Annotated in this window: 20 protein-coding genes and 1 tRNA gene; 13 read left to right on the top strand and 8 right to left on the bottom strand. The window is 67.0% G+C overall.

Annotation, left to right across the window (positions count from 1 at the left end; translation table 11 throughout):
* Positions 1-38: 38 nt before the first annotated feature.
* The 10 genes from FHG66_RS04515 (at position 39) to argF (ending at position 9590) form a co-directional block, all read left to right on the top strand.
* Positions 39-248: a hypothetical protein gene (locus FHG66_RS04515; protein WP_139075482.1), complete on the top strand. Its 210-nt coding sequence runs from the start codon at positions 39-41 to the stop codon at positions 246-248.
* Complete coding sequence (locus tag FHG66_RS04510) at positions 248-1144, top strand: 5-bromo-4-chloroindolyl phosphate hydrolysis family protein (protein WP_139075481.1); 897 nt, start codon at positions 248-250, stop codon at positions 1142-1144. The genes FHG66_RS04515 and FHG66_RS04510 overlap by 1 nt, the downstream gene beginning before the upstream one ends.
* 14 nt (positions 1145-1158) lie before the next feature.
* Positions 1159-2364 (top strand): toxic anion resistance protein, encoded by a 1206-nt coding sequence (locus FHG66_RS04505; protein WP_139075480.1) that lies wholly within the window; start codon positions 1159-1161, stop codon positions 2362-2364.
* A gap of 17 nt (positions 2365-2381) precedes the next feature.
* Positions 2382-3359 carry a DUF2927 domain-containing protein gene (locus FHG66_RS04500; protein ID WP_342777477.1) on the top strand — a complete coding sequence of 326 codons (978 nt, stop codon included), beginning with the start codon at positions 2382-2384 and terminating at the stop codon, positions 3357-3359.
* Between the two features lie 119 nt (positions 3360-3478).
* Positions 3479-4591, top strand: a complete 1113-nt coding sequence (locus FHG66_RS04495) for an SPFH domain-containing protein (protein ID WP_139075479.1) — start codon at positions 3479-3481, stop codon at positions 4589-4591.
* 119 nt (positions 4592-4710) lie between these two features.
* Positions 4711-5877, top strand: a complete 1167-nt coding sequence (locus tag FHG66_RS04490) for a TFIIB-type zinc ribbon-containing protein (protein ID WP_246082452.1) — start codon at positions 4711-4713, stop codon at positions 5875-5877.
* Positions 5878-5898: 21 nt separating this feature from the next.
* Positions 5899-6819, top strand: coding sequence for a carbohydrate kinase family protein (locus FHG66_RS04485; protein ID WP_139075478.1), 921 nt, complete (start codon positions 5899-5901; stop codon positions 6817-6819).
* On the top strand, positions 6816-7253 hold the full coding sequence (gene dtd / locus FHG66_RS04480; protein WP_139075477.1) for a D-aminoacyl-tRNA deacylase: 438 nt from the start codon (positions 6816-6818) through the stop codon (positions 7251-7253). The genes FHG66_RS04485 and dtd overlap by 4 nt, the downstream gene beginning before the upstream one ends.
* Before the next feature lie 172 nt (positions 7254-7425).
* Positions 7426-8604: an aspartate aminotransferase family protein gene (locus FHG66_RS04475; protein WP_139075476.1), complete on the top strand. Its 1179-nt coding sequence runs from the start codon at positions 7426-7428 to the stop codon at positions 8602-8604.
* A 59-nt stretch (positions 8605-8663) separates the two neighbouring features.
* Entirely contained in the window at positions 8664-9590 is a 927-nt protein-coding gene (argF, locus tag FHG66_RS04470; protein ID WP_139075475.1) for an ornithine carbamoyltransferase, read from the top strand.
* A 10-nt stretch (positions 9591-9600) separates the two neighbouring features.
* Here argF and FHG66_RS21490 read toward each other — a convergent pair whose 3' ends face one another.
* The 4 genes from FHG66_RS21490 to FHG66_RS04455 form a co-directional block, all read right to left on the bottom strand.
* The gene (locus FHG66_RS21490) at positions 9601-10038 is read right to left on the bottom strand and encodes a periplasmic heavy metal sensor (protein ID WP_176556121.1); all 438 of its coding nucleotides are present in this window, start codon (positions 10036-10038) and stop codon (positions 9601-9603) included.
* A 59-nt stretch (positions 10039-10097) separates the two neighbouring features.
* Positions 10098-10469 carry a dihydroorotate dehydrogenase gene (locus FHG66_RS21485; protein ID WP_176556120.1) on the bottom strand — a complete coding sequence of 124 codons (372 nt, stop codon included), beginning with the start codon at positions 10467-10469 and terminating at the stop codon, positions 10098-10100.
* Positions 10456-11058, bottom strand: a complete 603-nt coding sequence (locus FHG66_RS04460) for an RNA polymerase sigma factor (protein WP_139075473.1) — start codon at positions 11056-11058, stop codon at positions 10456-10458. Before FHG66_RS04460 ends, FHG66_RS21485 begins: the two co-directional genes overlap by 14 nt.
* A 91-nt stretch (positions 11059-11149) precedes the next feature.
* Positions 11150-11767: an EF-hand domain-containing protein gene (locus FHG66_RS04455; RefSeq protein ID WP_176556119.1), complete on the bottom strand. Its 618-nt coding sequence runs from the start codon at positions 11765-11767 to the stop codon at positions 11150-11152.
* 196 nt (positions 11768-11963) lie between these two features.
* Between FHG66_RS04455 and FHG66_RS04450 the strand changes: the two genes are divergently transcribed.
* The gene (locus FHG66_RS04450; protein WP_139075471.1) at positions 11964-12380 is read left to right on the top strand and encodes a DUF983 domain-containing protein; all 417 of its coding nucleotides are present in this window, start codon (positions 11964-11966) and stop codon (positions 12378-12380) included.
* Here FHG66_RS04450 and FHG66_RS04445 read toward each other — a convergent pair.
* Entirely contained in the window at positions 12306-13109 is an 804-nt protein-coding gene (locus FHG66_RS04445) for a fatty acid desaturase (RefSeq protein ID WP_246082461.1), read from the bottom strand. The two genes, FHG66_RS04450 and FHG66_RS04445, sit on opposite strands and share 75 nt — an antisense overlap.
* Here FHG66_RS04445 and FHG66_RS22835 point away from each other — a divergent pair.
* The gene (locus tag FHG66_RS22835) at positions 13081-13356 is read left to right on the top strand and encodes a helix-turn-helix domain-containing protein (RefSeq protein WP_425471699.1); all 276 of its coding nucleotides are present in this window, start codon (positions 13081-13083) and stop codon (positions 13354-13356) included. The genes FHG66_RS04445 and FHG66_RS22835 overlap by 29 nt on opposite strands.
* On the top strand, positions 13353-13550 hold the full coding sequence (locus FHG66_RS22830; protein ID WP_425471696.1) for a hypothetical protein: 198 nt from the start codon (positions 13353-13355) through the stop codon (positions 13548-13550). The genes FHG66_RS22835 and FHG66_RS22830 overlap by 4 nt, the downstream gene beginning before the upstream one ends.
* 761 nt (positions 13551-14311) lie before the next feature.
* On the opposite strand, the gene FHG66_RS04435 is transcribed toward FHG66_RS22830, so the two are convergent.
* The 3 genes from FHG66_RS04435 to FHG66_RS04425 form a co-directional block, all read right to left on the bottom strand.
* Positions 14312-14385: transfer RNA gene (locus FHG66_RS04435), tRNA-Gly, on the bottom strand.
* Positions 14386-14429: 44 nt separating this feature from the next.
* The gene (locus FHG66_RS04430; RefSeq protein ID WP_139075525.1) at positions 14430-15104 is read right to left on the bottom strand and encodes an SOS response-associated peptidase; all 675 of its coding nucleotides are present in this window, start codon (positions 15102-15104) and stop codon (positions 14430-14432) included.
* A gap of 40 nt (positions 15105-15144) precedes the next feature.
* Positions 15145-16857 (bottom strand): bifunctional metallophosphatase/5'-nucleotidase, encoded by a 1713-nt coding sequence (locus tag FHG66_RS04425; RefSeq protein ID WP_139075470.1) that lies wholly within the window; start codon positions 16855-16857, stop codon positions 15145-15147.
* Positions 16858-16901 lie beyond the last annotated feature (44 nt).

Below are 16901 nucleotides of genomic sequence, written 5' to 3'. Positions count from 1 at the left end.
CCGCTTGTCATGATCGAGCGGCGTGGGAAAGATGGGCCATGGCGCGACTGATCGTGTTCCTCATGCTGTTCGCAGCCTTGGCGCTGGCCATCGCGGGGGCGATCACCCTTGTCCGCACGCTCGCTGCACCTGCGCCCCTGCCCGCCGTCAGAGAGAACAAGATGCCCAACGCAGCCCGCAACCTTGCCTATGTGCTGCTCCTCCTTCTGCTCGCAGGGCTGACGAGCGGTTGGCTAGGGCCGGCCTGATGGCCCGGCGCTTCGGCGGACGGTTCAGCCCCGGCGCCCCGTCCCAGGGCCTCCCGACAGAGGCGTTACGGGACGCGGCCGCTGAGACCCGGCGCGTGGACGCCGCCGGAGCACGGGCCAACCTTATGGTCGTGCCGCCCGTTCTGGCCGCCGTCACCGGACTGTTCGGCGGTCCAGGGGTTCTCGTCCTAAGCCTTGGCGCCGCGCTGGTCCTGGGCTTGGGCGCCTGGCTCCTCCGCGACGGCCTTCGGGCCGAGGCCGCCTACGACGCGCGCCCCGTGGCCCGCCGGCCTGCCCTGCCTCGCAAGATGCTGGCCGCCGTCCTCACGGGAGGCGGGACCCTGCTTGCGGCGCTCTCGGGGGGAACGGATCTGGGTGGCAGCATTCTTTATGCTGTCGCGGCCGGGGGTCTGCACCTCGCTGCCTTCGGGCTCGATCCCCTTCGGGACAAACGGATCGAGGGCATCGACACCTTCCAGCAGGACAGGGTGGCCCGCGTCGTGGACGAGGCCGAAGCTTACCTGGCCGAGATGCGTGACCGCATCGCAGGCCTGGCGGACCGTGGCCTCGCCACCAGGGTCGCCGGCTTCGAGGCGCTGGCCCGCCGCATGATCCGCAGCGTGGAAGAGGACCCCCGGGACCTCACAGCGGCCCGCAAGTACCTCGGCGTCTACCTGATGGGAGCCCGCGACGCCACGCTGCGCTTCACGGATCTGTACGCCCGGACCCGCGACCCCAAGGCCCGCGCGGATTACGAGGCGCTGCTCGGGGATCTGGAGGCCAACTACGTCCAGCGCACGACGCAGCTTCTTGAGGGCGGCCGGGAGGCGATGGATCTCGAAATCAAGGTTCTTCGGGACCGTCTGCAGCGCGAAGGCGTTACGACCGAACAGTAAGGGGGAAACGAGCCATGTCCGACACCGCCCGCAAGGCCGCCCAGGCGACCCTCGCCGAGGTCGAGAAGGTCACCGCCGTGGTCCTGCCCGAACCTGCCGCGGCCGCCGACGTTACGCCCCTGGCCCAGGCTACGCCTCAGATGGGCGATGCAATCCGCAAGCGGATGGCCGAGCTGGACCTGACCAACACCAGCTCGATCGTGTCCTTCGGCTCCCGGGCGCAGGGCGAGCTTCAGCAGATCAGTCAGTCGATGCTCCAGGGCGTGCGCAACAAGGACGTGGGCCCGGCGGGCAACTCGCTCCGCTCCATGGTGGCGGCGATCCGGGGGTTCTCGACCGAGGAGCTCGACGTCCGTCGCGAACGGTCCCTGTGGGAAAAGATCACCGGCCGCGCCGCGCCCGTGGCCCGTTTCGCCGCCCGCTTCGAGGAGGTGCAGGGCCAGATCGACCGCATCACCGGAGACCTCCTCAAGCACGAGCACCAGCTCCTCAAGGATATCGAGTCGCTCGACCAGCTTTATGACAAGACCCTCGCCTTCTACGACGAACTCGCGCTGTATATTGCTGCCGGCGAGGCCAAGCTTCAGGAGATCGACGTCCAGGCCATCCCTGCCAAGGAACGGGAGGTGCAGGCTGCGCCCGAGGAGCAGGCTGTCATGGAAGCCCAGGAACTGCGCGACCTCCGCTCCGCACGCGACGACCTCGAACGTCGGGTCCATGACCTGAAGCTGACACGGCAGGTCACGATGCAATCGCTCCCCTCGATCCGGCTGGTGCAGGAGAACGACAAGAGCCTCGTCACCAAGATCAACTCGACGCTGGTGAACACCGTGCCACTCTGGGAGCAGCAGCTCGCTCAAGCCATCACGCTCCAGCGGTCTTCCGAGGCGGCGGGCGCCGTGCGCGAGGCGAACGACCTGACGAATGAACTGCTGACCCGCAACGCCGAGAACCTGCGCCAGGCCAACAAGGTGATCCGGACCGAGATGGAGCGCGGCGTCTTCGACATCGAAGCGGTGCGCTCCGCCAACGAGAACCTGATCGCCACCATCAACGACAGCCTTCAGATCGCCGATCAGGGCAAGACGCGCCGCGCGAGTGCCGAAGCCGAGCTTCAACGCATGGAGCAGGAGTTGAAGACGACGCTCGCCTCTGCCAAGTCCCGTACCAGTAGTCTGGGCGAGTCGGTGGGAGGCTCCGCCGGGGCGCGGAGAACCTGAGAACCGGGGGAATCATCGTGAGCCTGCGCCGCACCATGACCGCCACCCTTGCGGGCCTTCTGGTGCTGGGCGCCGCCGGCTGCGAGGAGCCCGAGCCACCTGCGCGGCCGCCGGTCGTTCGACCCGAGCCGCCGCCCCCGCCACCGGAACCCGAGCCGGAACCAGCGCCTGTCCCGGTCGCGCCACCTTCGGCGGAAAGCCTGGCCCTCAGGCAGTACTACCAGCGGCTCCAGGCCGACCTGCTGGCCCAGGGCCTGCTGCGCGGCGACCAGGGGGGAGAGGACACGCCTTTCACCGACACGATGCTGGCGCGCGACTTCATCGCGATCGCGCTTTTCGACGAATACGCGGCGCGGAACGGTGCGCTGGTGGCCCAGGCCCAGGAAAGCCGGTTACGCCGATGGGACGAGCCGATCCGGATGGAGATCGTCTTTGGGCCTTCCGTGGACGCCGAGCAGTCCGCGCGCGACCGGGCCGGCATCCAGGCCTACGCCTCCCGCCTGTCACGGCTGACCGGCGTGCCCGTTTCCCAGGTTAACGGAGATGCCAACTTCCACGTCGCCGTCCTGAGCGAGGACGACCGCAAGGGCTTCGAGGCGCGACTGCGCGACATGCTGCCGGGCATCGCGGATTCGTCGGTCCGGGCCTTCATGAACCTGCCGCGCTCGACGCTCTGCCTCGTGATCGCCTTCGGATCGGGTGAAGGGGCCGGCTACAGCCAGGCCGTGGCCCTGATCCGCGCCGAACATCCCGAGCTGCTGCGCTCGGCCTGCATCCACGAGGAGTTGGCGCAGGGCATGGGGCTCGCCAACGACAGCCCGACCGCCCGCCCGTCGATCTTCAACGACGACGAGGAGTTCGGCCTTCTGACGAAGCACGACGAGCTACTGCTCAAAATCTTGTATGACCCGCGCCTTCGAACCGGGATGACGGTCGAGGAAGCCACACCCCTCGTCCAGACCATCGCGGCCGAGTTGGTGGGCGGTCCGGTCTAGGCCTTTGCCCGAAGGTAAGGAAAGCCCGCCATAGCGAAACCCCGCGTCCTAGCTATATCCTGGAGTCAATAGGCCAGGGCCATTGCCCCGGCCCTCAACAATCCCAGGAGCCGACCGCCATGGCCCTTTTTGATTTCCTGTCCGGCCAGTTCATCGACGTCATCGCATGGACGGACGACACCCGCGACACCATGGTCTGGCGCTTCGAGCGTTACGGCAACGAGATCAAATACGGCGCCAAGCTGACCGTGCGCGAAGGCCAGGCCGCCGTCTTTGTCCACGAGGGCCAGCTCGCCGACGTGTTCGGCCCGGGGCTGTATGAGCTCCAGACCAACAACATGCCGATCATGACCACGCTCCAGCACTGGACGCACGGCTTCCAGAGCCCGTTCAAAAGCGAAGTCTATTTCGTCAACTCCACCCGCTTCAACGATCAGAAGTGGGGCACCAAGAACCCGATCATGTGCCGCGACCCCGAATTCGGCCCCGTTCGCCTGCGCGCCTTCGGCACCTACGCCATGCGCGTCACGGAGCCCGGCACCTTTATCAAGGAGATCGTGGGCACCGACGGGGAGTTCACCACCGACGAGGTCAACAACCAGGTCCGCAACGTCGTTGTGCAGGAGGTGAGCCGCGTGCTGGCCGGCTCGGGCATCCCCGTGCTCGACATGGCGGCCAACACGAACGACCTCGCCAAGATCGTGGCGGATGCCATCAAGCCGACCATCACCGGCTACGGCCTGTCGATCCCCGAGTTCTACATCGAGAACATCAGCCTCCCCGAGGAGGTCGAGCGCGTGCTCGACAAGCGGACCTCAATGGGCATCGTGGGCGACCTTAACAGGTTCACGCAGTTCTCCGCCGCCGAGGCCATGACGACGGCCGCCGCGAACCCCTCGGGCGGAATGGGCGCGGGCCTCGGGATGGGCATCGGGCTCGGCATGGGACAAGCGGGGCCCTGGGGCGCGCCGCCCGCCCCTGCCGTTGCGTCGCAGGCCGTTCCGCCGCCTCCCCCGCCTGTGGCCGAGCCCCAGTGGCACATCGCCGAGAATGGGCAGACCAAGGGCCCCTTCTCCGCCCGAGACCTTCAACGAATGGCGCAGGATGGAACGCTCACCCGCGACACCCATGTCTGGACCGCCGGGCAGGAGGGCTGGAAGCGCGCGGGCGAGGTGACCGCGCTGGCGCCGGTGTTCCCGCAGGTCCCGCCACCCCCGCCGTTGGCGGGCTGAGATCGCGCCGCCTTCGATCCGAGGCCGGGTGCTATCCCTGGCACGTTCTGCGTCCAGCCGGTGTTGCGCCCCCTGCGGCCGCTCCCGCATAACTCCCACACGACACCGGCGGAGACTTCATGCCCGACCACCGCTTTCCTTGCGAGAACTGTGGCGCGCAGCTCGTCTTCGCGCCGGGCCAGACCTCTCTCACCTGTCCCTATTGCGGCCATGTGCAGGAAATCCCGGAGGGCGAGGCCGAGAACCTATCCGAAGCGCTGCAGGAGATCGACTATTCCGGCACCGTGGCCCGGCTGGAGGACCAGGCGAGCTACGAGGACATGCAGGTCCTCAGATGTCCGAACTGCGGAGCCGAGACCAGCTTTCCCGAGGGCACCCAAGCCACCACCTGCCCGTTCTGCGCGACGCCGCTGGTCACGGGCAGCGGCACGCACCGCCACATCAAGCCTGCTGCACTGGTTCCTTTCCAGTTGAGCGAGGCGCAGGCGCGCGACGCGATGACACAATGGCTGGGCAGCCTCTGGTTCGCGCCGAACGGGCTGCAGGACTACGCCCGCAAGGGTCGCAAGATGGACGGCATCTATGTCCCCTACTGGACCTTCGACGCCGACACAGCCACCGACTACCGGGGCCAGCGGGGGGACGACTATTACGTAACACGGACCCGGACGGTCAACGGCAAGACCCAGACCTACCAGGAGCGGCGGACCCGCTGGCGGTCGGCCCGCGGGCAGGTCGCGCGCTTCTTCAACGACGTGCTGGTACTGGCCTCCACCTCCCTCCCGCGCGAGCACACTGACGGGCTGGAGCCCTGGGACCTCCATGCGCTGACCCCCTACCGCCCCGACTACCTGTCGGGCTTCGCGGCCGAGGGCTATCATGTGGACCTCAAGGAAGGCTTCACGATCGCCCGCGCCAAGATGGACGCCCAGATCGAGCTCGACATCCGACGCGACATCGGCGGCGACCACCAGCGGATCACGTCCAAGCAGACCCGGATCTCGGACGTGACCTTCAAGCACGTGCTGCTGCCGGTCTGGATGGCGGCCTACAAGTTCCAGGACCAGAGCTTCCGCTTCGTGGTCAACGGCCAGACCGGCAAGGTGCAGGGTGAGCGGCCCTGGTCCAAGTGGAAGATCTTCTTCGCCGTGCTCCTCGGGCTGATCCTCGCGGGGATCGCGGCCTATCTGTACCAGCTTTACGGCGAGGGCGGATCGATCTCCTTTGACGGCGGCGCGGGCATAGGGCAGGACGCCGGTCCAAGCTGGCTCCGTGAGGGCGGCTGAAGGAACGAAGCGGAGGTCCCGATGATCCTGTCCTGCGGCGAGGCGCTGATCGACATGCTGCCCCGCACCACGCCCTCGGGCGCAGCCGCCTTTGCGCCCTATGCGGGCGGAGCGGTGTTCAACACGGCGATCGCCGTGGGCCGCCTGGGCGGACCGTCCGGCTTCTTCTCCGGCCTGTCCTCCGACCTGTTCGGAGACCTTCTACGGCAAGTGCTGGCCGACTCCCGCGTGGACACCTCTCCGGCGCATGTGTCCGCCCGCCCGACCACGCTGGCCTTCGTCCGCCTGACCGACGGCCACGCAACCTACACCTTCTACGATGAGAACACCGCAGGCCGGATGCTGAGTCCGTCCGACCTGCCCGTGCTGGGCGAGGCGACGCAGGCGCTCTTCTTCGGAGGCATCTCGCTGGTCGGCGAACCGGCGGCCGAGGCCTACGAGGCGCTCCAGGCGCGCGAGGCCCCGCATCGTGTGACGATGGTCGATCCCAACATTCGCCCGTCCTTCATCACCGACGAAGCTGGCTACCGCGCCCGCATCGGCCGGATGCTGGCCCGCGCCGATATCGTGAAGATGTCGGACGAAGATCTGCATTGGCTGAGCGGCCCCGGCGATAGCTACGACCACGCCCGCCGGATCCTCGAAATGGGGCCAAGCCTCGTCTGCATCACCGAAGGCTCCAGGGGCGCCACCGGCTATACCCGCACGGGCCGGGTCCAGGCCCCCGCCCCAAAGGTGACCGTGGCCGACACCGTGGGCGCAGGCGACACCTTCAACGCCGGGCTCCTGACTGCGCTCTGGAAGGCCGGGCTCCTGACCAAGGGGGCGCTGCGCTCCCTGGACGAGGAGGCGCTGCGTGACGCGCTGACCCTCGGCGTCCGGGCAGCAGCCATCACCGTGAGCCGCCCCGGCGCTAACCCGCCCTGGGCGCACGAACTGTGAGGGCCCTGGTCCAGCGCGTCTCGGAGGCGGCCGTCCGTGTAGATGGCGAGACCTTGGGCGAGATCGGGCCCGGCCTGCTGATCCTCGTCTGCGCCATGCAGGGCGACGACGAGAGCAAGCCCCGGCTGCTGGCCGAGAAGCTCTCCAAGCTTCGGATCTTCAAGGACGAAGCCGGCAAGATGAACCGCGCGCTCAAGGATACGGGCGGCAGCGCCCTTGTGGTGAGCCAGTTCACCTTGGCCGCCGACACCTCGCGCGGCAATCGCCCCGGCTTCTCGACGGCCGCGCCGCCGGGAGAGGGTGAACGGCTTTATGAGATGTTCGCAGCCGAGATCGATGCGCTGGGCATCGTGACTGCGAGGGGGCGTTTCGGAGCCGACATGAAGGTGAGCCTCGTCAACGACGGTCCGGTCACCATCTGGGTCGAGGTTTAGCCTTGCACGACGTTGCGTCAGCCTCTATGGCCCGCTTCATGAGCATGGCCCAAGCGATCCGACGCCGACGCTGACCGTTCGCCCCCTTGGGGGCTGCCTTTGCTCGTCCCTCCCGTTGACACATCTTCGGCCCTCCAGCATCGAAGGGCCTTCCATTTTCGGGGTATTGCCGATGATCCCTGCTGTCCTGCCCACTTACAACCGCGCGCCCCTCACCTTCGAGCGTGGCGAAGGGTCCTGGCTGATCGCGGAGGATGGCCGCCGATACCTGGACATGGGGGCCGGGATCGCCGTGAACGCCCTGGGCCACGCCAACCCCGCCCTGACCAAGGCCCTCACTGAGCAGGCGCAGAAGGTCTGGCACCTGTCCAACCTGTATCGCATCCCCGAGCAAGAGCGGCTGGCGGCGATGCTGGTGGAAAAGACCTTTGCCGACACAGTCTTCTTCACCAACTCGGGGACCGAGGCGGCCGAGCTTGTCGTCAAGATGGCCCGGAAGCACTGGCATGACGCCGGTCAGCCCGACCGCACGCGCATCCTGACCTTCGAGGGCGCGTTCCATGGCCGCTCATCCGCTGCCATCGCCGCGGCAGGCAGCGAAAAGATGACCAAGGGCTTCGGGCCCCTCCTTCCCGGCTTCACCCAGCTTGCATGGGGTGACCACGAGGCACTCGACAGGGCCATCCGCGCACCGGATGTGGCCGCGGTCCTTGTCGAACCCATCCAGGGCGAAGGCGGCATTCGCCCGATGCCCGATGTGTGCCTAAAGGGCCTGCGCGATCTGTGCGACGAAACCGGCGTGCTGATGATCCTCGACGAAGTGCAGTGCGGCGTGGGCCGGACCGGCCGGCTCTTCGCCCATGAATGGGCAGGCGTCTCGCCCGACATCATGATGGTCGCCAAGGGTATCGGCGGCGGCTTTCCCCTAGGCGCCGTGCTTGCGATCGAAGATGCCGCGCGGGCCATGACCGTGGGGACGCACGGCTCGACCTATGGGGGGAACCCCCTGGCCTGCGCCGTGGGCGCGGCGGTCATGGACATCGTGGGCGACGACACCTTCCTGTCCGAGGTGCGCCGCAAGTCGGGTCTGTTCCGTCAGGGCCTCGAAGGGCTCGTGGCCGCCCACCCGGACGTGTTCGAGGGCGTGCGGGGCAGCGGCCTGATGCTTGGCCTCAAGTGCAAGGTGGCACCCGCCGATCTGGTCAAGGCCGGCTACGAGCAGGGCCTGCTGACCGTTCCTGCAGCCGACAACGTCGTGCGCCTGCTGCCCCCGCTTAATATCGGGGACGAGGACATCGCCGAAGCGTTGCGACGGCTCGACAAGGCCGCGGGCAGCCTGAAAGCCGCTTGAACCCCTTCTTTTCCTTGGCGGCCCACAGCACACTGCAGGCCTGCCACCAGAGATCCGCCATGAACCACTTCCTCGATATCGACAAGACGACGCCGGACGCGCTCCGGACCATGATCGACCATGCTCGGAGCATGAAGACCGCGCGCAACGGTCGGCCCAAGGGGATGCAGGACGACTCCCAGCCCCTGTCCGGGCGCATGGTCGCGCTGATCTTCGAAAAGCCCTCGACCCGGACCCGCGTCAGCTTCGACGTGGGCGTGCGCCAGATGGGCGGCGAGACGATGGTGCTGTCGGGCGCCGACATGCAACTCGGCCACGGCGAGACCATCGCCGACACGGCGCGGGTGCTGAGCCGCTACGTGGACCTCATTATGATCCGCACCTTCGAGGAAGCGACGCTCCTCGAGATGGCCGAATATGCGACCGTCCCGGTCATCAACGGCCTGACGAACCGCACCCATCCGTGCCAGATCATGGCCGATGTGATGACATACGAGGAGCACCGCGGATCGATCCAGGGCCGCAAGGTGGTTTGGTCCGGCGACGGCAACAACGTCTTCGCAAGCTGGGCGCAGGCGGCGGGGCAGCTCGGGTTCGACATCACGTTCACCGGCCCGCCCACTCTGGACCCCGAACCCGGCTTCATCGACTTTGCCCGCACTCTCGGATCGCGGGCCGAGATCGTCCGCGATCCTTTCGAAGCCGTCCAAGGCGCGGACCTCATCGTCACCGACACCTGGGTATCGATGCATGACCCGCAATCGGCCAAGGAGCGGCGGCACAACCAGCTCCGGCCCTATCAGGTCAACGAACGGCTGATGGCCGCGGCCAAGCCCGATGCGCTCTTCATGCACTGCCTCCCCGCGCACCGCGACGACGAGGTGACCAGCGCCGTCATGGACGGTCCCCAGTCGGTCATCTTCGACGAGGCCGAGAACCGGCTTCATGCGCAGAAAGCGGTCATGCGGTGGTGCCTGGGGGTCTGAGGCCGGACTTCTATCGGTCTCCACCGTGTGGCCGGTCGTTACGAAGTTCCTCCTCCAGCCCGGAGGCGAAGCTTTGCCGCTGCTCCGAAGTCATGGCCTGAAGTCGGTCCAGAAGCGCGGCCTGGACCGCGGCCTGCAGTTCGGCCACCCGGCCAGACTGCGCCGCAAGCGCCTGACCGGCCCGCTCCGGGTCGAAGGGCTCGGCCCGAATGGATTCGACGATCTCGGCCAAGGCAGCGGCCCTTTCCTCGCGTCGAGGCGGGCGAAGGTCAGGGCGCTGCCGCAGCGATCCGAGGATCGCGTTCCGGTCCTCTTCGTCCAGCGCACGAACGATGGGCCCCAGCGCCATCTCGATGGAGCGCGGCCCTCGTCCAGGCCCGCCGTCCAGGAGCGCACCCAGCAGCAGGCCCAGAACTAGCAGGTTCAACGCCAGGGAAGCAAACAGCACCCACCGGAGCGGTCCCAAGAGGCGGAGGCGCGATGCCGGACTCGACGGTTCAGCCAATCTCAGCCCTCCAGCAGACTCAGAGGGTCCTCGTCGACCCCGAATGCGATGCTCACGTTCTCGCCCCACACAGCGGGGGCCAGATCCGCTAGCCCGGCCGGAGCCGTCGCGCCGATCCAGACCCCGACGGCCGTGGCAGTGGCAAGGCCACCAACCGCAGGCCAGCCGCCCAGCGCAGTGATCCAGTCACGCCAGCGCATCCGGCCTGGCGCTAGCCGGGTCGCGTTTGTGATGGGCCGGGGCATCTCCCGCAAGGCATCGGCCGCCAGACGCGCCATCAGATCCGCCGACGGTCGGGGCTCCAGATCGCGCGCCTCGGCGAAGCGGGCCTCAAGTTCCATTTCGATCGGCGCTCCACGGTCACTCGTTGCCATAACCCAGGTCCTCCTTTCGACCCCGAAGCAGGGCCACAAGGGCTCGTTTGCCGCGAGCGGTCAGGGACTCGACCGCCTCCACCCCGATATTCATCACCGCCGCGATCTCCGGGTTCGACAATCCTTCAAGGTGACGAAGCGAAACCGCCTGAGCCTGTCGGTCGGGCAGGTCCGCCAATGCATCGGACAGCGCGCGCAGCCGAGCGTCTGCCTCCAAGCGGTCGGTGACCGAGGGAGCGGGATCCTCCGGCTCAGCTATATCGTCGATGCCTGTTGATCGCCGTCTCCGTCGCAGGCGGTCGGTGCAAAGATTGGCCGTCACCCGGTAAAGCCAAGTCGAGAACTTCGCCTCTCCCTGCCGCCACTCGGGTGCTACCCTCCACAACCGGAGAAATACGTCTTGCGTGACGTCCTCGGCTTCGGCCCGGTCCGCCAGCATCCGAAACGCCTGCGCCAGCACCCGCGGCGCCAACCTGTCCATGATTGCCCGTGCCGCCGCGCCGTCGCCGTTGGCATAGGCCACGAGCAGCGCCCCATCGGGATCGCCGTGGACAACGGCCCGAACAGGAGGAGGAACGTCGGAAGGCATCGCCCTCGGGTTCTGGTGCATGAAGGGGCCACCGTAAAGCGGACGGGGGTGCCTCAGGCCGAACATGGCCGGCCCAAGGCAGACGGTCCCCTCAGTCGTGGTGACCACGACGGCCCGGACCGAAGCCTTCGCCCATGAACCCGTGCGGCCCGCGCTCGTGTCCAAGCCTCCCCGCGGCCAACTCGTCGAGCGAGATGCCATCATCGCCGTCCGTATCGAGTTCGTCGAAGATGGGGGCCAGGCGAGGGGAGCGGGCTTCGAGCTCCTCGGCCTGCAGGAGGCCGTCGCCGTTGTCGTCCATCCGCTCTACCCCTCGGGCGGCACGGGCCAGCCGGACCTCTTCGCGGATGGCATCCTCCAGGGCAATCAGCTCCTCGGGCGAGAGGGCGCCGTCCCCGTCCGCGTCTGCCGCGGCGAACCGCTCGGCCTTGCGGGTGGTGATTTCCTGTTGGGTGATGACGCCGTTGCCGTCCACGTCGTAGCTTTCGAGCGGAGCGAGGCCAACCGGCCCAAAGCCCCGACTGTCCTCCCGCATCGGACCCAAGTCGTCCATCGGGGGTGCGGACCTGTCAGGGGCCTGGGACGACGCGCTGGGTGCCGCCTCGACGCTGGAGGTCGGTGCGTCGCTCTCGGGGGCGGTTGCCTGGGCCAGGACGGCTGTCCCGATGAGGCCGCCCAAGATGCTTGCGACCAACACTGTTCTTTTCATGACTGGGGGATCCTTCCCGACCTGTTTGCCGGCCTTTTCGCGCCGGATATGTCCCTTGAACGCGGGTCCCCAGAACTTCCGTCGCAGCCCAAGCGAATGATCGCGACATGGCGCCGCAAGAGCGGCAAGCGCCCTTTCCAAAGCGGGCGCTTCGGTCCACATCACCCCGGCACCCTCCAGGCAGACGAGGTCCGTGATGGACGAGCAACTCACCACGGCCCGCGCCGCTCAGATCATCGACGACCCGGAGGCCCGAGCCACTTGGCCGGCTGTCCGGCGCGGCCTGCTGCGGCGCTGCCCGAACTGCGGCGAGGGGCATCTCTTCGACGGCTACCTCAAGGTGACCGACACCTGCGCCGCCTGCGGCGAGGTTCTCAAGCACCATCGCGCCGACGATGGCCCGGCCTATCTTACGATCTTGATCGTGGGGCACCTGCTGGCTTTCGTGATGCACTTCGTCTGGGTGCAGTTCCGTCCCGAGCCGCTGGTCTTCGCCTCGGTCCTGACGGTCTTTGCCGTGGGGCTATCTCTCTGGCTTCTACCGCGCTTCAAGGGCGGGATCGTGGGTTATCAGTGGGCCCACCGGATGCACGGCTTCGGCGACGGCGACTGACGGCTCCAGCCGCAGCAGCGGATGCGGTACGGGGTCCTTGGCCTGAAGCAAGTGCCTCGCGAAGATCTCGGCATAGGACGGGTAGCGATAGCCTTCGTTGAGGCTCAGATGCCGTTGCGGATCGGCGCGGTACAGTTCGGGCAGCCGGTACCAGGGCACCCGCGGATGCAGATCATGGACCGCATGCAGGTTGTTGCTCAGGAACAGCAAGGCAAGCGCTCTGCGGTCGTCGATCACGACGGTTCGGCCGCGCGCTTTCTCGTGCGCCTGATGCTCCAGGAACCTCCGTATCTTGAGTAGCGACAGCCCCAGATAGGACGCGCCGAGATAGGCCGTGAGAGGCATAGGCGACAGCAGGACCACAGCCACTACCATCGCCACGGCCGGCAGGTGCATGAGCCACCCGTGGATGACGCGGCGATTCCCTGATCGTGCCGCACGCCAGTCTGCCCCCATCCAGACCGTCTGGCCCACGATCGGGCCGATGAACAGGCGCCCCACAAGGGTGTTGTTGGTGTCCAGCACGAGCCGAAGCCAGCCCGGCAATCCGTCCCAGTCCCCACGCGCCAAGTAGTGCGACTCGGGGTCATCATAGGGGTCCGTCAGGGTAGCGTCTTGGTGATGCGCAAGATGAGTGTCGCGAAAACGCTGGTAGGGCACGAACTGTGCCAAGGCCGGGAACGCCAGGGCGGCGTTGAGCATGGGGGCGGAGAATGGATGCCCATGGATGGCTTTATGCTGGAGCGACGAATGCTGCGCCGCGATGGCGAACGGGCATGTGACGCAGGCCGAACTGTCTCGCTCGATAGGGGTGGATCGCTCGACCGTGTCCCAATTGCTGGATCCTGATGCCTTGCGGCTGCCGAATGCACAGGTCGCGGCGGAATGTGCCAACGTTCTGGGAGTTTCGGCGGACTGGCTCCTTGGCCTTTCGGACGACGCGAGTCTGCTGCGGCCCTTGTTGCGGCATCCATGACCATCACCGAAGCGCCACGCGCCTTGGTGGACGAGCAGATCTTCGCCTGGCATCGGGAGGCGGCCGGTTACAAGATCCGGCATGTCCCCGCGGCCCTGCCCAATATTCCTGACATGCTCCGCTGGGAGTCCGAGCCATTTTTGGGCCGCACGACCGAACAGGCCATCGGCGCGAGCCAGGACAGGCTCGACTGAATGCGCGGGGCCAGATCGGACTACCCTTCCACGAATTGGCCAGCTTCGTTCGGGCAGAGGCTTATTGTGCCGATCTCCCGGCCGAGTTGCGGCGGTCGCAGGTTGCCCCCATGCTGAACCTGCACCAGCAGCTCTATCCGACGCTCCGCTTTCATCTGTTCGACGCACGGCGGACCTACTCGGCACCGATCACCGTTTTCGGCCCCCTTCCCGCCGACATCTACCTGGGCCGTCATTACCTGACCTTTCGCGACAGCGAGAGGATACAGGCCATCGCCGGCACTTGGACACCCTGGTGCGCGAGGCTGCAGTTCCTTCCCGTGACTTTCACAGGCATCTGGCAGATCTGGCGGTCGACCTCTGACGCGCTTCCGCTTGCGGGTCTCCTGCCTGGGCCAACATCCATCCTGCATCGAGGGTCGAGAGTTGGCGACTACCTGCGGGGCAGAACCGGACAGTCCCGGAAGGCTCGACGGAAGCGAAGGCCCGCGACGATGGACAAGGCCCGACTGTCACGACGTCCGCAACACTGTATTTTCATTGGAGACCCGCACACAGCGCAGTTCGGAAGCATGGGTGGCTTCCTGTAAGGAGCTTGGGCCCGGCCTGGGCTTCGACAGTACCGAAACCATCAAGGCCCCGTGGCAACCGTTCTCCGGCTACGACACCGCCCTCCCTTGCGAAGGCTGCATTGCCGCCAGACCGCAGCGGCGCTCGGACCGACTGCGGACGCCGAAAACTGGTCCACATCCTGAAGAACCTGGAGCGGGTAGCGGGAATCGAACCCGCCCCATCAGCTTGGAAGGCTGAGGCGCTACCACTACACCATACCCGCGCTCGCCCCGATATAGGCCGACCCGGCCCGGAGGTGCAAGCCCGTCAGGCAGGATTGAGCGGCACCGGCACGATCAAACCTTCGCCCCTGGCCTTCGACGAATTGATCTCCGTTCCGACCCTCTGCATGGACAGGGCCCCGTCCTCGATGGGCTTCATCAGCCGCGCGGCGCCTTTGCCCTCCTCACCCAGCCAAAGCGACCAGTCCTCGGGCTCCAGGATGACCGGCAGGCGGTCATGGACCTGGGCCATCTGCGCGTTCGCGGCACAGGTGAGGATCGCGCAGGTGCTCAGGCGCTCTTCGCCCTGCCCCCAGTCCTGCCACAACGCGGCAAAGACCATGGGCGAGCCGTCCGTTCGGGTGACATACCAAGGCAGAGGCTTCTTAGAATCGGTTCGATCCCATTCATAAAAGCCCGAGGCCGGCACTAGGCAGCGCCGTTCGCGCACCGCGCTGCGGAAAGCGGGCTTATCGGCCACGGTCTCGCTCCGGGCGTTGATGAGGAGAGGGCCGTCATTGGGCGTCTTGTACCAATGCGGCAGGAGGCCCCATCGCATCGGGCGATAAAGGCGCCGGCCGTCCTCGGATGTGCAGACGGCAATGCGCTGCGTCGGGCACACATTGAAGTTGGGCACCTCCGGCAGATCGTTCGCCGGAGACGCCGCAAACAGCTGCGCCATGGCATCATGGGGCAGCGTTATGGCCATGCGTCCACACATGGGAGGCAAGGTGGCGCCCGAAGGCGCCACCGGCAAGGCCTTACGGAGTGGCCGGCTCGGCTTCGGCCGGAGCAGCCTCGGTCGCGCCACCTTCCGCCGCCGGAGCAGCCTCGGCCGCCGTGCCGTCGTCGGGCGTTTCAACTGCCGAAGGTGCGACTGCCTCCGAGGCCGGCACGGCAGCGCCGACCACGGTGATGCGACCATCGACGAAGGGGGTGTAAGGCTGATTCGCAGCCAGATACTCGGCCGTCACATCGGCCAGGTCCGGACCGAAGTCGTAGGCGTCCTCGGCGTCCACGAACATGGCGTAACCGTCGCCTCCAGTTCGGACATAGTTGTTGGTCACCACGCCATAGGTGGCAGCCGGGTCAATGGGCGCCCAGGCATCGCCGCCCAGCAGCGCCTGCACGTCCGACACGCGCGAGCCCGCGGGCTGGGACGGATCGATCGTGTATCGAAGGCCCGCCACTTGCGCGAAGCGGCCCCCCTGCTCCTCGATCTGGCTGGCTCCGTTCTCGAGCGCTTCGATGATGGTCTGGCCATCGGTCTGGAAGGTGGAAAGTGTGTTCTGGAACGGCAGAACCGTCAGCACCTCGCCCATCGTCACCGGCCCGGCGTCGATCGAGGCGCGCAGCCCGCCGCCGTTCGCTATGGCGATAGTCACGCCCTGATCCGCCACGCGGGCCAGCATCGCCTCGGCCACGAGGTTGCCCATCTCGCATTCGACGGCACGGCATGACTCCCGTTCGCCATCGACCGCGTCCGATGTCTCGGCCACAACCCGCGCCCGCAACTCCTCTAGTGGGGCCCCCAGTTCGGCGACACGCGCCTTGGCGGCCTCGTCCTCGGCGATGCTCGCGTCGAGAAGGATCGGGTCGCCTTCGGCCGAGATGACGCTTCCCTGATCGTCGAAGGTGACGGTCAGTTCGCCCAGGTACTTGCCGTAGGAGCGGGCCTGCACGATGGGCACGTCGTTCACCATCGTCGGGTAGGGCCCGGCCGCGCCCTCCTCGGTGTTGGACAGCAAGGTGTGAGAATGGCCGCCCACGATCACATCGACGCCTGTAAGGCTTTGAGCCAGCGCCTGATCCTCGACATAGCCCGCATGGCTGAGGAGAACGATCTTGTTGATCCCCTGCTCGGTCAGGTCGTCGATCTCCTGCTGCGCCGCGTCATAGGGCAGGAAGTTGACGTTCGGTCCGGGTGAGGCGATCTCGGGCGTCTCGACGGTCGTCAGGCCCACGACGCCGATCCGCTCCCCGCCCACTTCGATCACGGTGGACTTGGCGATCTTGCCCGCGAGCGCGGGCTCCTGCGAGGGGTCGATGTTGGCCGACAGAACCGGGAGACCCACGGCATCGATGAACTCGCCCAGCACGGCAGGGCCGTCGTCGAACTCGTGGTTGCCGACCGCCATGGCCTGGTAGCCCAGCTGCGGCATGAACTCGGCCGACATGTCGCCCTTGTACTGGGTGTAAAGAAGCGACCCCTGGAACTGGTCGCCTGCGTCGAGAAGGATGCTGTTCTCGGCCCGGCCCCGCGCCTCGCTCACAGCCGTAATCAGGCGCGCGATGCCCCCGAAGCATTCGTTCGCGGCCGCCTGCTCCTCGTCGCAGGCCGAATCGGTCGCGTTGATCGGCTCGAAGCGGTCATGGAAGTCGTTGGTGTGCAGGATGGTCAGCGTGAAGTCCGCACAGGCCTGGGTCGCGACAAGCGCGGCCCCAGCCGTGGAAAGCCAGAGACGAAGCGACATGGGAGTCTCCCTGTTGATATTTTGACCGGGTATCTGGTTCGCGC

Origin of the sequence: Rubellimicrobium rubrum, from assembly GCF_006152115.1 — a bacterium.
Classification (GTDB): Bacteria; Pseudomonadota; Alphaproteobacteria; order Rhodobacterales; family Rhodobacteraceae; genus Rubellimicrobium; species Rubellimicrobium rubrum.
This window is presented reverse-complemented; position numbering and strand designations above follow the sequence as displayed.

Excerpts from the sequence above, each read along its gene's own strand:
- FHG66_RS04515 (WP_139075482.1), top strand. The coding sequence starts at position 39 with ATGGCGCGACTGATCGTGTTCCTCATGCTGTTCGCAGCCTTGGCGCTG.
- FHG66_RS04510 (WP_139075481.1), top strand. The coding sequence starts at position 248 with ATGGCCCGGCGCTTCGGCGGACGGTTCAGCCCCGGCGCCCCGTCCCAG.
- FHG66_RS04505 (WP_139075480.1), top strand. The coding sequence starts at position 1,159 with ATGTCCGACACCGCCCGCAAGGCCGCCCAGGCGACCCTCGCCGAGGTC.
- FHG66_RS04495 (WP_139075479.1), top strand. The coding sequence starts at position 3,479 with ATGGCCCTTTTTGATTTCCTGTCCGGCCAGTTCATCGACGTCATCGCA.
- FHG66_RS04490 (WP_246082452.1), top strand. The coding sequence starts at position 4,711 with ATGCCCGACCACCGCTTTCCTTGCGAGAACTGTGGCGCGCAGCTCGTC.
- FHG66_RS04485 (WP_139075478.1), top strand. The coding sequence starts at position 5,899 with ATGATCCTGTCCTGCGGCGAGGCGCTGATCGACATGCTGCCCCGCACC.
- FHG66_RS04475 (WP_139075476.1), top strand. The coding sequence starts at position 7,426 with ATGATCCCTGCTGTCCTGCCCACTTACAACCGCGCGCCCCTCACCTTC.
- argF (WP_139075475.1), top strand. The coding sequence starts at position 8,664 with ATGAACCACTTCCTCGATATCGACAAGACGACGCCGGACGCGCTCCGG.
- FHG66_RS21485 (WP_176556120.1), bottom strand. The coding sequence starts at position 10,469 with ATGGCAACGAGTGACCGTGGAGCGCCGATCGAAATGGAACTTGAGGCC.
- FHG66_RS04460 (WP_139075473.1), bottom strand. The coding sequence starts at position 11,058 with ATGCCTTCCGACGTTCCTCCTCCTGTTCGGGCCGTTGTCCACGGCGAT.
- FHG66_RS04455 (WP_176556119.1), bottom strand. The coding sequence starts at position 11,767 with ATGAAAAGAACAGTGTTGGTCGCAAGCATCTTGGGCGGCCTCATCGGG.
- FHG66_RS04450 (WP_139075471.1), top strand. The coding sequence starts at position 11,964 with ATGGACGAGCAACTCACCACGGCCCGCGCCGCTCAGATCATCGACGAC.
- FHG66_RS22835 (WP_425471699.1), top strand. The coding sequence starts at position 13,081 with ATGGGGGCGGAGAATGGATGCCCATGGATGGCTTTATGCTGGAGCGAC.
- FHG66_RS22830 (WP_425471696.1), top strand. The coding sequence starts at position 13,353 with ATGACCATCACCGAAGCGCCACGCGCCTTGGTGGACGAGCAGATCTTC.
- FHG66_RS04430 (WP_139075525.1), bottom strand. The coding sequence starts at position 15,104 with ATGTGTGGACGCATGGCCATAACGCTGCCCCATGATGCCATGGCGCAG.
- FHG66_RS04425 (WP_139075470.1), bottom strand. The coding sequence starts at position 16,857 with ATGTCGCTTCGTCTCTGGCTTTCCACGGCTGGGGCCGCGCTTGTCGCG.